The sequence below is a fragment of the Pseudomonas sp. NGC7 genome, from assembly GCF_047159675.1.
GTDB lineage: Bacteria > Pseudomonadota > Gammaproteobacteria > Pseudomonadales > Pseudomonadaceae > Aquipseudomonas > Aquipseudomonas kermanshahensis.
This window is the reverse complement of record NZ_BAAFZY010000001.1, coordinates 1,294,295-1,307,508: the sequence shown is the minus strand read 5'-3', so window position 1 is coordinate 1,307,508 and position 13,214 is coordinate 1,294,295. Positions and strand designations below refer to the sequence as shown.

The 13,214-nt window shown below is 60.9% G+C and carries 15 protein-coding genes; 3 read left to right on the top strand and 12 right to left on the bottom strand.

What is annotated here, in order from left to right; translation table 11 throughout:
• Window positions 1-10: 10 nt before the first annotated feature.
• From tolQ to ACMCNM_RS05885, 10 genes are all read right to left on the bottom strand, one after another.
• A complete protein-coding gene (gene tolQ / locus ACMCNM_RS05930; protein WP_008090219.1) occupies window positions 11-706 on the bottom strand; it encodes a protein TolQ in 696 nt (231 codons plus the stop codon).
• 2 nt (window positions 707-708) lie between these two features.
• Entirely contained in the window at window positions 709-1,161 is a 453-nt protein-coding gene (gene ybgC, locus ACMCNM_RS05925; RefSeq protein ID WP_027594664.1) for a tol-pal system-associated acyl-CoA thioesterase, read from the bottom strand.
• Window positions 1,162-1,285: 124 nt separating this feature from the next.
• Window positions 1,286-2,332, bottom strand: a complete 1,047-nt coding sequence (gene ruvB, locus ACMCNM_RS05920; RefSeq protein WP_027594665.1) for a Holliday junction branch migration DNA helicase RuvB — start codon at window positions 2,330-2,332, stop codon at window positions 1,286-1,288.
• Window positions 2,329-2,946, bottom strand: coding sequence for a Holliday junction branch migration protein RuvA (gene ruvA, locus ACMCNM_RS05915; RefSeq protein WP_027594666.1), 618 nt, complete (start codon window positions 2,944-2,946; stop codon window positions 2,329-2,331). The genes ruvB and ruvA overlap by 4 nt, the downstream gene beginning before the upstream one ends.
• 109 nt (window positions 2,947-3,055) lie before the next feature.
• Window positions 3,056-3,580, bottom strand: coding sequence for a crossover junction endodeoxyribonuclease RuvC (ruvC, locus tag ACMCNM_RS05910; protein WP_412764075.1), 525 nt, complete (start codon window positions 3,578-3,580; stop codon window positions 3,056-3,058).
• A gap of 124 nt (window positions 3,581-3,704) precedes the next feature.
• A complete protein-coding gene (locus tag ACMCNM_RS05905) occupies window positions 3,705-4,451 on the bottom strand; it encodes a YebC/PmpR family DNA-binding transcriptional regulator (RefSeq protein WP_027594668.1) in 747 nt (248 codons plus the stop codon).
• Between the two features lie 114 nt (window positions 4,452-4,565).
• Entirely contained in the window at window positions 4,566-6,341 is a 1,776-nt protein-coding gene (gene aspS / locus ACMCNM_RS05900) for an aspartate--tRNA ligase (RefSeq protein ID WP_412764074.1), read from the bottom strand.
• A 93-nt stretch (window positions 6,342-6,434) separates the two neighbouring features.
• A complete protein-coding gene (locus tag ACMCNM_RS05895) occupies window positions 6,435-6,656 on the bottom strand; it encodes an FmdB family zinc ribbon protein (RefSeq protein WP_027594670.1) in 222 nt (73 codons plus the stop codon).
• A 92-nt stretch (window positions 6,657-6,748) separates the two neighbouring features.
• The gene (locus ACMCNM_RS05890; protein WP_027594671.1) at window positions 6,749-7,078 is read right to left on the bottom strand and encodes a ribbon-helix-helix domain-containing protein; all 330 of its coding nucleotides are present in this window, start codon (window positions 7,076-7,078) and stop codon (window positions 6,749-6,751) included.
• 181 nt (window positions 7,079-7,259) lie between these two features.
• A complete protein-coding gene (locus ACMCNM_RS05885; protein WP_027594672.1) occupies window positions 7,260-7,733 on the bottom strand; it encodes a Dps family protein in 474 nt (157 codons plus the stop codon).
• A gap of 277 nt (window positions 7,734-8,010) precedes the next feature.
• Between ACMCNM_RS05885 and ACMCNM_RS05880 the strand changes: the two genes are divergently transcribed.
• On the top strand, window positions 8,011-8,604 hold the full coding sequence (locus ACMCNM_RS05880) for a cold-shock protein (protein ID WP_027594673.1): 594 nt from the start codon (window positions 8,011-8,013) through the stop codon (window positions 8,602-8,604).
• 39 nt (window positions 8,605-8,643) lie between these two features.
• Here the strand turns inward: ACMCNM_RS05880 and ACMCNM_RS05875 are convergent, their stop codons facing one another.
• Together ACMCNM_RS05875 and ACMCNM_RS05870 are read right to left on the bottom strand one after the other, a co-directional pair.
• Window positions 8,644-8,850 (bottom strand): SlyX family protein, encoded by a 207-nt coding sequence (locus ACMCNM_RS05875; protein WP_027594674.1) that lies wholly within the window; start codon window positions 8,848-8,850, stop codon window positions 8,644-8,646.
• Window position 8,851: 1 nt separating this feature from the next.
• Window positions 8,852-9,274, bottom strand: a complete 423-nt coding sequence (locus ACMCNM_RS05870) for an HIT family protein (RefSeq protein WP_097151314.1) — start codon at window positions 9,272-9,274, stop codon at window positions 8,852-8,854.
• Window positions 9,275-10,039: 765 nt separating this feature from the next.
• On the opposite strand from ACMCNM_RS05870, the gene ACMCNM_RS05865 reads away from it, so the two are divergent.
• Window positions 10,040-11,323, top strand: a complete 1,284-nt coding sequence (locus tag ACMCNM_RS05865) for an OprD family porin (protein ID WP_085272416.1) — start codon at window positions 10,040-10,042, stop codon at window positions 11,321-11,323.
• Between the two features lie 160 nt (window positions 11,324-11,483).
• Complete coding sequence (locus tag ACMCNM_RS05860) at window positions 11,484-13,199, top strand: proline--tRNA ligase (RefSeq protein ID WP_186680995.1); 1,716 nt, start codon at window positions 11,484-11,486, stop codon at window positions 13,197-13,199.
• Window positions 13,200-13,214 lie beyond the last annotated feature (15 nt).

Sequence of the window (13,214 nt, the reverse complement as noted above, 5' to 3'; positions counted from 1 at the left end):
TTCTACCTGATTACTCTTCGCTGGTGTGCACTTTGCGGTGCAGGATCGCCTGGAACTCGTCGGCGAAGGTGTAGTAACGACCGATCAGCACTTCGCTGCGCGCGGCGAAACGGTTGTACGCGATAACGGCTGGGATTGCTGCGAACAGGCCGATCGCCGTGGCGATCAACGCTTCGGCAATACCGGGGGCAACCGTGGCCAGGGTGGCTTGCTGGGCGCTGGCCAGGCCGCGGAAGGAGTTCATGATGCCCCATACGGTACCGAACAGGCCGATGTATGGGCTGGTCGAACCGACAGTGGCGAGGAACGGCAGGCTCTGCTCGAGCTTTTCTTCTTCACGCGAGATGGCCACGCGCATGGCTCGGCCAACGCCTTCCATGACCGCGTCCGGGTCTACACCCGGCTGCTGACGCAGGCGCGAGAACTCTTTGAAGCCTGCACGGAAGACCTGCTCCACACCCGAATCCGGGTCTGGGTTGCTGCCGGCCTGACGGTACAGCTTGGACAGGTCGATACCCGACCAGAAACGCTCCTCGAAGGCATCCAGCGCTCGACGACCGGCGCGCAGCATGGTGCTGCGCTGGAAGATCATGATCCATGAGGTGACCGAGGCGGCCACAAGGATCAGCATTACCAGCTGTACTACCACGCTGGCATTGCTGACCAGACTCCACATGGAGGTATGGTCGACGACGTTAGCTTCCACGCTTATTCTCCTGCATTCGATTGAGTACCCGAGCCGTCCGCCATAAAGGCGTCGCGCAGCTTGGGGGGTATGGCTCGGGGTTTGAAAGTGTCGGCGCGCACGGCGGCCACCAGGAACTGCCCCTCGCAGAGCAGCGTTTCATCCTTTTCCCGCCAGACCTGCTGCACGAAGCGCAGGCTGGCACGATTGAGTTCAAGTACTTGCGCGGTCACCCGCAGTTCATCGTCCAACCGCGCCGGCGCGTGGTAGCGCGCCTCGCTGGAATGGACCACGAACAGCAGGTTCTCCCCGGCCAACTGCAACTGGGAAAAGCCCAGGTGCCGCAGCCGCTCGGTACGCGCGCGCTCCATGAATTTCAGGTAGTTGACGTAATACACCACGCCGCCCGCATCGGTGTCTTCGTAGTAGACGCGACAACGGTGGGCGAACGGTTCGAGCTGATTTTGCGCGCGCATACTCTAGTGCTTACTCCTCAGCTTGCCAATCCGCTGCGGCAACTGTTTTTTCTCATTAATGTCTTATTGCCAGCGCGCCGAGGGCATGCCAGCGGTAGGACCACAAAAAGCCGGTTTTGATCTGTCATTCATCGCCTGGCTCGGAAAAATCACCACCCTCCCCCAAACGCCCAGGAACATTCAGGCCAAAGTGCAGGTAGGCATGCCGGGTGACCACACGGCCGCGCGGCGTACGCATGATGTAACCCTGCTGGATCAGGTAGGGTTCAAGCACGTCTTCGATGGTATGACGCTCTTCACTGATGGCGGCGGCGAGGTTGTCTACCCCCACCGGGCCACCGTCGAACTTCTCGATCATGGTCAACAGCAAGCGGCGGTCGGAATGGTCGAAACCACGCTCGTCGACGTCCAGCAGGTTCAGCGCCAGGTCGGCCACAGCCTTGGTGATCTGACCCTTGCCGCGCACTTCGGCATAATCGCGCACACGGCGCAGCAGGCGGTTGGCGATACGCGGCGTGCCACGGGCACGGCGGGCAATCTCGAAGGCGCCCTGATCTTCGATGACCAGGCCCAGGATGCCAGCGGAGCGGCTGACGATGGTTGCCAGGTCCTTGTCGCTGTAAAACTCCAGACGTTGGACGATGCCGAAGCGGTCACGCAAGGGGTTGGTCAGCATGCCGGCGCGGGTGGTGGCACCCACCAAGGTGAACGGCGGCAAGTCGAGCTTGATCGAGCGGGCGGCGGGCCCTTCGCCGATCATGATGTCGAGCTGGAAGTCTTCCATCGCGGGGTAGAGCACTTCTTCGACCACCGGTGAAAGCCGGTGAATTTCGTCGATGAACAGCACATCATGGGGTTCGAGGTTGGTCAGCATCGCCGCCAGGTCACCCGGGCGCTCGAGGATCGGCCCCGAGGTGCTCTTGACCGAAACGCCCATCTCGTGGGCGATGATGTTGGCCAAGGTGGTCTTGCCCAAGCCGGGCGGGCCAAAGATCAAGGTATGGTCGAGTGACTCGCTGCGACCACGAGCCGCCTGGATGAACAGCGACATCTGCTCACGCACCACCGGTTGCCCGATGTATTCGTCCAGGCGCAGGGGGCGGATCGCGCGGTCCTGGACCTCTTCGCGGTCACGCCCACTGGCGGCGATCAGACGGTCGGCTTCGATCACTTGGTAATCATCCCTTTGAGGCTGGCGCGGATCAGCTCTTCACTGCTCAGGCCTGCCTTGTCCTTGATGGCGGACACTGCCTTGCTGGCTTCCTGCGGCTTGTAGCCCAGGGAAACCAGCGCACTGACGGCATCGGCCTCGGCCGTGGAGGCACTGCTGACCGGCACCGGCCCGTCCGACACCAGGGTGAACATGGCCGGTGAAGTTTCCCAGGCCTTGAAGCGGTCCTTGAGTTCGACCAGTAAACGCTCGGCGGTCTTCTTGCCGACACCGGGTACGCGCACCAGGGCCGAGGTGTCCTGTGCCTGCACGCAGCGCACCAGCTCGTCGGCTTCCAGGCCCGACATCAAGGCCAGCGCCAGCTTCGGCCCAACACCATTGAGGCGAATGAGTTCGCGGAACAGTTCGCGCTCGCGCTTTTCGTGGAACCCGTAGAGCAGGTGCGCGTCTTCGCGCACCACCAGGTGGGTATGCACGGTAACCGTTTCGCCGACCTTGGGCAGGCGATACAGGGTGGTCATGGGCACTTCCAGCTCATAGCCCACGCCATTGACGTCGATAATCAGGTGTGGCGGTTGCTTTTCCGCCAGGGTGCCGCGCAAACGTCCAATCACGTTCCGATCCTTCCTCTTGGGGAGCCGATCAAAGACCGCTCAACCCTATCAGCAAATGCCTCAGGTGAACGCTTCACCTGAACAAAATGTGTATCACCGCATGAAGCGACTACAGACGCAAGCGCCCGCCGCGACGCCGTGCCGTGGCCAGGCCGTGCGGTACCAGGCTGGAGCGGGTGTGGGCATGGCACAGGGCGATGGCCAGGGCGTCGGAGGCGTCGATCTGCGGCTTCTTCGTGAGTTTGAGCAGGTGCATGACCATCATCATCACTTGCTCCTTGTTGGCCCCACCCGTACCCGCCACGGCCTGCTTGACCTGGGTGGCACTGTATTCGGCGATTTCCAGGCCGGCCTCGGCGGCGGCGACGATTGCCGCACCGCGGGCCTGGCCGAGCTTGAGCGCCGAGTCGGGGTTGCGGGCCATGAACACCCGTTCGATGCCCATGGTCACCGGCTCGTGCAGCTTGATGATCTCACTGACACCGCGAAAGACAATCTGCAGACGTTCGTGCAACTCACCACTGCCCGTGCGGATACAACCCGACGCCACGTAATCGCAACCACGGGCAGTCTGGCGCACAACGCCATACCCGGTGATGCGCGAGCCGGGGTCGATACCAAGAATCAGAGTCATAACGCCTGCAATGTTGTTGCAATCAGTAGTGGCCATTCGCGGGCAAGCCCGCTCCCATAGGCACCGTGCGGTAGCTGTGGGAGCGGGCTTGCCCGCGAATGGCCGCAAAGGCCAAAGGAAAACCTTAGCCGAGTTTTTCCATGATCTCGTCGGAAATCTGCGCATTGGAATAGACGTTCTGCACATCATCCAGGTCTTCAAGCATGTCGATCAGCTTGATCACCTTCTCCGCACCTTCCTGATCCAGTTCGGCACTGGTGGTCGGCTGCATGACGATTTCGGCGTCATCGGCCTTGAAGCCAGCCTCTTCCAAGGCATTACGCACGGCATAGAAGCTGTTGAACGAGGTGAAGACGTCGAACGAACCATCGTCATTGGCGACGACGTCGTCGGCATCGGCCTCCATCGCGGCTTCCATCAAGGCGTCTTCATCAACGCCCGGCGCGAAGCTGATCTGGCCCTTGCGCTCGAACAGGTAGGCCACCGAACCGTCGGTACCGAGGTTGCCGCCACACTTGGTGAAGGCATGACGCACGGCTGCCGCGGTACGGTTGCGGTTGTCGGTCATGGCCTCGACCATGATCGCCACGCCACCTGGGCCGTAGCCCTCGTAGCTGAGCTCTTCGACGTTGTCGCTTTCGTTGGTGCCAGCACCACGGGCCACGGCACGGTCGATGATATCGCGGCTCATGTTGGCGCCGAGCGCCTTGTCCAGGGCCAGGCGCAGACGCGGGTTGGACGCCGGGTCACCACCGCCTTGCTTGGCGGCAACGGTCAGCTCGCGAATCCACTTGGTGAAGATCTTGCCTCTCTTGGCATCCTGGCGCTCTTTGCGGTGCTTGATGTTTGCCCACTTGGAATGACCAGCCATAACGACTCCAAATTCTTTGAAACACAAACAGTTGCGCCCCTGACGGGGCGCAACGACAAAAATACCTGCGCCGTAACGCAAAGGCGCATCCATCTGGATGCGCCCGGGGCCCGCTTACTCGACCTTGGTCTGTTCGCGCAGGCGGATGTGCAGCTCGCGCAAGGCCTTGGCGTCGACCATGCCTGGGGCTTGGGTCATGACGCAGGCAGCGCTCTGGGTTTTCGGGAAGGCGATCACTTCACGGATCGACTGGGCGCCGGTCATCAGCATGACCAGGCGGTCCAGGCCGAAGGCCAGGCCACCGTGAGGCGGTGCACCGAACTTCAGGGCGTCGAGCAGGAAGCCAAACTTCTCTTCCTGTTCCGCCGCTTCGATACCCAGCAGACGGAACACCGCCTGTTGCATCTCTTTGCGGTGGATACGGATCGAACCGCCACCCAGCTCAGTACCGTTCAGGACCATGTCGTAGGCACGGGACAGGGCTGTGGCCGGGTTGGCCTCGAGCTCTTCTGGCGAGCACTTCGGCGCGGTGAACGGGTGGTGCAGCGCGGTAAAGCTGCCGTCTTCGTTCTCTTCGAACATCGGGAAGTCGACGACCCACATCGGTGCCCACTCGCAGGTGTGCAGGTTGAAGTCGTTGCCGACCTTGATGCGCAGTGCGCCCAGGGCCTCGCTGACGATCTTGAACTTGTCGGCACCGAAGAAGACGATGTCGCCATCGACCGCGCCAACGCGATCGAGGATCACGTTCAGGTTAGCCTCAGGGATGTTCTTGACGATCGGCGACTGCAGGCCTTCAACACCTTTGGCGCGCTCGTTGACCTTGATGTACGCCAGGCCTTTGGCACCGTAGATGCCGACGAACTTGGTGTACTCGTCGATCTTGCTGCGCGGCATGCTGGCGCCGCCTGGCAGACGCAGGGCGGTAACGCGGCACTTCGGATCGTTGGCCGGGCCGGCGAATACCTTGAAGTCGACGTCCTTGAGCTGATCGGCAACGTCGACCAGCTCCAGCGGGTTACGCAAGTCTGGCTTGTCGGAACCGTAACGGCGCATGGCTTCTTCGAAGGTCATGTGCGGGAATTCACCGAACTCCAGGTCCAGGACTTCCTTGAACAGCTTGCGGATCATGCTCTCGGTGAGGCCCATGATCTCGGACTCATCGAGGAAGCTGGTCTCGATGTCGATCTGGGTGAATTCCGGCTGGCGGTCAGCACGCAGGTCTTCGTCGCGGAAGCACTTGGCGATCTGGTAGTAGCGGTCGAAACCGGCCACCATCAGCAGCTGCTTGAACAGCTGAGGCGACTGCGGCAGGGCGAAGAAGCTGCCTGCGTGGGTACGGCTCGGTACCAGGTAGTCGCGCGCGCCTTCTGGCGTGGCACGGGTGAGGATCGGCGTCTCGACGTCGAGGAAGCCGTTCTCGTCGAGGAAGCGACGGATGCTGCTGGTGATACGCGAACGCAGGCGCAGCTTGTCGGCCATTTCCGGGCGACGCAGGTCGATGAAGCGGTAGCGCAGGCGGGTTTCCTCGCCAACGTCGGAGTATTCGTTGAGCGGGAACGGCGGCGTTTCAGCCTCGTTGAGCACTTGCAGCTCGTAGCCCAGGACTTCGATGCCACCGGAAGCCATGTTCGGGTTGACCGCGCCTTCCGGACGGCGGCGTACCTTGCCGGTGATCTGCACGACGTATTCGCTGCGCACACGGTCGGCGGCGGCGAAGGTTTCGGCGCGATCGGGGTCGAATACGACCTGGGCCATGCCCTCGCGGTCACGGATGTCGAGGAAGATCACCCCGCCGTGGTCGCGGCGACGATGGACCCAGCCGCAAAGGGTGACTTCCTGGCCGTCCAGGCTCTCGTTCAGTTGGCCGCAATAATGGCTGCGCATCATGATGGTGGTTTCGCTTCTCGTGATTCGTGTATTCGGTGGAGGCCTTGGCCGCCCAGAGGGCTAATACTGCAAGACCCGGTCACAGCATTCAACTCAGTCAGCTTTGTCGCCGCCTGCAAGGTTCTTTTTGGCCCCGGTCTTGAAGTCGGTTTCGTACCAGCCGGTGCCGCTCAGACGAAAGCCGGGTACCGACAGCAGCTTCTTCAGTGCCGGCGCCTGACAGGCCGGGCAATCGGTCAGCGGCGCAGCGCTGATCTTCTGCAGCACTTCCATGCGGTGCTCGCAGGACGCACATTGATAGTCATAAAGGGGCATGGGTGTCTCTCGTCAACCATAACACTGGCTGCTGGGGCAGCAAAAAGCGGGATTATATATGGTTAGCAAGCACTGCGCAGCCCGCCTGGCGATCAGCGTGCACTCGGCGGATCAAGCAACCAGGCGACGCAGATAACGCGAATCAGGCCACTGAAGTTGCGCACCCCACCCTGGCGCAGATGCACCTCGCGGTCCACGTAGGACAACACCGCGCTGACCGAGCAGCGGTTGGCCTCGGCGATACGCTCCAGGATCCCCCAGTAGACCGCTTCCAGGCGCAGGCAGGTGGAAAACCCGTTGAGCCGGACCGAGCGCGACACCGGCCTGATCTGTAGCATGTCGAAGTCGGCCTTGAAGGGGTCAACGCATTGCTTGCCCGGCCAACGCCCCTGACCACCGCCTCGCTTGTCTTGTTGCATCATGCCTATCATCCGGCCACTCCATCGCGACTGCCATTGCCCCTGTACCCGGGGCCCTAGAGCAACCATGAAGCGCCAGCCTGCGCCTTCGAAGCAGCGGCAAAACCTTCCCGCAGAAACGCAAAAAGCCCGGCTGCACTGCCGGCAGCCGGGCCTTTCAGACGCTTCTGACGCTACGCGGCGACTATTGGCCGTCCAGCAAGACGCGCAGCATCCAGGCGGTCTTCTCGTGCACCTGCATACGCTGAGTCAACAGGTCGGCGGTCGGTTCATCGCTGACCTTGTCCACCACCGGGAAGATGCTGCGCGCGGTGCGCACGACCGCCTCCTGGCCCTGCACCAGCTGACGGATCATCTCCTCCGCGGCCGGCACGCCCTCCTCTTCCTTGATCGAAGAATGCCGCGCATAAAAAGCATAGGACCCCGGTGCCGGGAAGCCCAAGGCACGGATCCGCTCGGCAATCGAGTCCACCGCCAGCGCCAGCTCGTTGTATTGCTCTTCGAACATCAGGTGCAGGGTACGGAACGACGGACCGGTGACGTTCCAGTGAAAGTTATGGGTTTTCAGATACAGCACGTAGGTATCCGACAACAGGCGGGACAGCCCATCGACGATGGACTTGCGATCTTCTTCACTGATACCGATATCAATTGCCATGAAGTTCCCCTTTCCATAAGGCTTGATGATCAAGCAGGCCCTTCCAACTGTATCAACACTTGGCGCAACCCGCCTGTGACATGGCGCAACACATCGGCTGTGGCGGCCTGCGGTTTGAGTAGCCTGCGCCTTTGCTGTTAAATAGGCAGGGTGCCACCCGTGCGGACTGTTATTGCCGGGTGCATAGGCTGGCCCATCACGTGTTCGCGCTTTACACCTCATGCGCACCGTGTCGCCAGCTCTTCCTGTGATCAGCTTGTCAACTGTGAGCCAACCCATGTTCAAGATCGTCCATCTGGTGACGGGCGTAGCGGCTTTGCTGCTATCGCTCATACCCAGCCTGAAAACCGACGCAACACCCTTCCTGCAGCAACCCGACGCGGTCTACCTGGCACTGCTCGGCCTGCTTAACCTGGTATTGGCCCCGGTCGTGCCGCTGTATTACCGAGGCGCCCGGCAACAATTGCAGCACCTGGCTTGCGCCTTGCTGGTGGTGGCCGTGGTATTGCAGACCCTGACGCTGCTGGCTCGCCCCGAGATGGGCAACCTGGCCGCCCTGGTCTGCGCGGCATTGGCCGTGGTGCTGCACCTGGCTGCGGGCTTCGCCCGAGCCAACCGAAAAGCCCGCACCAGCCAAAGCGCCCCCTTGGAGGCCGGCAACCGCGATACGGGCACCGTCAAGTGGTTCAACACGTCCAAAGGCTTTGGCTTCATTTCCCGCGATTCGGGCGATGACATCTTTGTGCACTTCCGCGCCATCCGCGGCGAAGGCCACCGCATTCTGGTCGAAGGCCAACGCGTCGAGTTTTCGGTCATGCACCGTGACAAAGGCCTGCAGGCCGAAGATGTGGTCGCGGTAACCCGTCGCTGACCGTGTGCAGCCCTGGTGCAAGGCCAGGGCTGCCTCAACTCAATAATGAGGGGGCGGCGCCTCTTCACCTTCGCTGCCGTATTGCCCCACCATTTCTTCGTAACGCTTGAGCAGCTCGGCCATCTGCAGTTGCAGGCGCTCGATCACACGCCCTTGCTCGACCACTACATCATTGAGCGCCTGAAGCGTGTCGTCCTGGAAGGCCTGGCGGGTTTCCAGCTCGATGATTCGCGATTCAGAGGACACTTCAGGCCACCTGCTGGTAGTCATCGTTGAGCAGCGCGCGCAGGCGCTGACCAATGGCGTCGACTTGCCCCGGCGCATACTCGACGGCGGGCACTTTGCCCCATACCGGCGCTGGCCAAGCGGCGTCATGCGTGTGACGGACAATGACGTGCATGTGCATCTGGCTGACAACGTTACCCAGGGTGGCAACGTTCATCTTGTCAGCCTTGAATTCGCCCTTCAGCGCTTCAGCCAAGTACGTGGTTTCTTTCCACAACTGCACCTGGTCTTCCTGGCTCAAGTCGAACAATTCGCTCACCCCAGGGCGACGAGGCACCAGGATGAACCAGGGGTAATTGGCGTCTTTGCTGAGCAACACACGGCACAACGGGAAGTCTCCAAGTACAAATGTGTCTTGCTGCAAACGCGAATCCATCTCAACCACTGCCAACCTCCAATACTCGATAACGGGCCCGCGAGACACGGGAACATTGCGCAAGGATACCTTGCTTCGCGCACGCCGGCATGCAACAGCAGCCCGGCACTGCACACTTTAAGTTCATGAATACCTGCTGCCTGCACAGTCGCGGTAACACACCGCTACTTTTCGCACCAAAATGAGGCCGCAAACGAGCGCACCACTACGCTTTTACCCACACGAATGACTCCGCATGAACAGTTGCCGGTAACACATTGACTTTTATGGCAGGTTTTGAATTTGAAAACCGCCCGTGTTGTGGCACACCATCAGACAAGTCCCGCCCCGTATTTACGGTACTTTCCGACCTTCGGCAGCCCCATTTGTGAAAATTTCATGAACCGGTGGTAATTTTGAGCACGCTTGTTGCATTCCTCTCCCGCCAAGTCGGCACGACATCTGCATCAAGCGATGTACGCAACAAATAACAACAGCCGCTTTGGATACACCAGGGAGTTTCCCTAACCGGAACCTGTAGTTACAGATTCGTTACGGTGACAGGAACAGCGCTGGCGTTGTACGACCCGGGAATCCGGGACGTGATTTGCGACATGGAAATACCTGAAAGCGACATGGCCATAAAGTTCCCGAAACCTTGGATATGCCCATATCGCCAACAACAGTCAGCGTGTTATACATTTCCGCCGACATAACAAGAAAGAGCTGCCCCATATAACTAAAAGACTTGGGCGCAGCGGTACTCTTCCTAAAAAACCAAAGGAGCAAATCACGATGCGCGTGATGAAGTGGAGCATGATCGCCCTGGCCGTTTCGGCAGGGACCTCGCAATTGGCTTTCGCCTCTGCACAAGACGAGTCCAAGGGTTTCATCGAAGACAGCCAGCTGAACGTTAAAACTCGCATGCTGTACTTCAGCCGTGACTTCCGCAACAACCCAGCCGGCAGTCAAAGCCGCGTGGAAGAAACCGGCCTTGGTTTCCTCGGCACTTACGAATCGGGCTTCACCCAAGGCACCGTAGGCTTCGGCGTCGACGCCATCGGCATGCTCGGCCTGAAACTGGACAGCGGCAAAGGTCGCGCCGGCACCGGCCTGTTCCCACAAGGCTCCGACGGCCGTTCGCAGGATGATTACTCCGAAGGCGGCGGCGCTGTAAAAATGCGCATCTCCAATACCGTGCTGAAGTTCGGTGACCAGTTCACCGCCATGCCAGTATTCGCCACTGACGACAGCCGCTTGCTGCCGGAAGTTGCCGAAGGCGGCTTGATCACCAGCAACGAGATCAATGGCCTGACCCTGAACGCCGGTCACTTCACCGCCATGAACGCCCAGGCTCAGACCTATCATGACAGCCTGAACCTGACCGAAGCCAACATCTTCGGCGGTACCTACGCGTTCACTGACAGCCTCAGCACCAGCGTTTACTACTCGCACATCGAAGATCACTTCCGTAAGTGGTACGGCAACATCAACTGGGCGCTGCCGATCAGCGACAAGCAAGGCCTGGTGTTCGACTTCAACATCTATGACACCAAGTCGATCGGCGCCAACCGCACCGGTGCATTCGTCACCAAGTCCGACGGCACCAACGAGCTCGACAACATCGCAGCCAGCCTGTCGGCTGCCTACAACATCGGCGCCCACACCTTCACCCTGGCCTACCAGAAAGTCAGCGGCGACGGTGACTACGCCTACGGCGTGGACGGCGGCGGCACCGTGTTCCTGGCCAACTCCATCGCCCGTTCCGACTTCAACGCCGAAGACGAGAAATCCTGGCAGGCTCGCTACGACCTGAACTTCGCCGAGTTCGGCGTACCAGGCCTGACCTTCATGACCCGTTACGCACGCGGTACCGGTGCAACCACCCGCACCACCGACGACGGTAAGGAATGGGAACGCGACGTAGACGTCAAGTACGTCATGCAGAGCGGCCCAGCGAAAGACCTGAGCTTCCGTGTCCGCCAGGCCACCTACCGCTCCAGCGACGGTGTCTACTACGGTTCGAGCTCGATCGACGAACTGCGTCTGATCGTCGAGTACCCGCTGAGCATCCTGTAAGCCTGGCTTGCAGTGCCCCGCACTTGAAAAAGCCCGGCGATCACGCCGGGCTTTTTCTTGGCTGACAAGTGTCACGCCCTGGGGCATCCTGTACGCCTTCGTTTCGCCCCCGTACAATGCGGGGTCATTTCAACGTCTTAGGCAATCGACACGGCCCACCATGCGCACCAGTCAATATTTGCTCGCCACCCAGAAAGAAACCCCTGCCGACGCAGTGGTCATCAGCCACCAGCTCATGCTGCGCGCCGGCATGATCCGCAAACTGGCCTCTGGCCTGTACACCTGGCTGCCGATGGGCTTGCGAGTGATGCGCAAGGTCGAAGCCGTTGTACGCGAGGAAATGAACGCCGCCGGCGCCCTGGAAGTGCTGATGCCCAGCATCCAGCCCGCCGAACTGTGGCAGGAATCCGGCCGTTGGGAGCAGTACGGCCCAGAGCTGCTGCGCCTGAAAGACCGCCACAACCGCGACTTCTGCGTCGGCCCGACCCACGAAGAAGTCATTACCGACCTGGCCCGTAACGAGCTGTCCAGCTATAAACAGCTGCCACTCAACATGTACCAGATCCAGACCAAATTCCGTGATGAGATCCGCCCACGCTTCGGCCTGATGCGCGGCCGCGAGTTCATCATGAAGGACGCCTACTCCTTCCATGCCGACCAGGCTTCCCTGCAGGAAACCTACGACCGCATGCACCAGGCGTACAGCAACATCTTTTCCCGCCTGGGCCTGGACTTCCGCCCTGTGCAAGCCGACACCGGCTCCATCGGTGGCAGCTACTCGCACGAGTTCCACGTGCTGGCCGAATCCGGTGAAGACGATGTGATCTTCAGCGACAGCTCCGATTACGCTGCCAACATCGAGAAGGCCGAGGCCATCCCGCGTGAAACCGTGCGCCCTGCCCCTTCCGAGGAGCTGCGCCTGGTCGACACGCCGGACGCCAAGACCATCGCCCAGTTGGTCGAAAACTTCGGCCTGCCGATCGAGAAGACCGTCAAGACCCTGATCGTGCGCGGCGCCGAAGAAGGCAAGCTGATCGCCCTGATCGTCCGTGGCGACCACGAGCTCAACGAAATCAAGGCCACCAAGCTGGAACAGGTTGCCGACCCGCTGGTCATGGCGACCGAAGCTGAACTGCGCGACGCCATCGGCGCCGGTGCAGGCTCGCTCGGCCCGCTGAACCTGCCACTGGAGTGCATCATCGACCGTTCGGTTGCCCTGATGAGCGACTTCGGCATCGGCGCCAACATCGATGACAAGCACTACTTCGGCGTCAACTGGGAGCGCGACTTGCCGGTTCCGCAAGTCGCCGACCTGCGCAACGTCGTCGAAGGCGACCCAAGCCCAGACGGCCAGGGCACCCTGGTGATCAAGCGCGGCATCGAAGTGGGCCACATCTTCCAGCTCGGCACCAAGTACAGCGAGGCACTCAAGTGCCAGGTACTGGGCGAGAACGGCAAGCCTGTCGTGTTGTCCATGGGTTGCTATGGCATTGGCGTGTCCCGCGTGGTCGCCGCCGCCATCGAACAGAGCTACGACGACAAAGGCATCATCTGGAACGACGCCCTGGCGCCTTTCCAGATCGCCCTGGTGCCGCTGCGCTATGAAACCGACGTGGTTCGCGAAGCGACCGACAAGCTGTACGCCGAACTGACCGCCGCCGGCTTCGAAGTGCTGTTGGATGACCGCGACAAGAAGACCAGCCCAGGCATCAAGTTTGCCGACATGGAGCTGATCGGCATCCCGCACCGCATCGTCGTCAGCGACCGCGGCCTGGCCGAAGGCAACCTGGAATACAAGCACCGCACCGAACAGGATGCTCAAGCGCTGCCACTCAATGAAGTGCTGTCGTTCCTGCAGGCCCGCGTTCGCCGCTGATAATCAATGCACGAG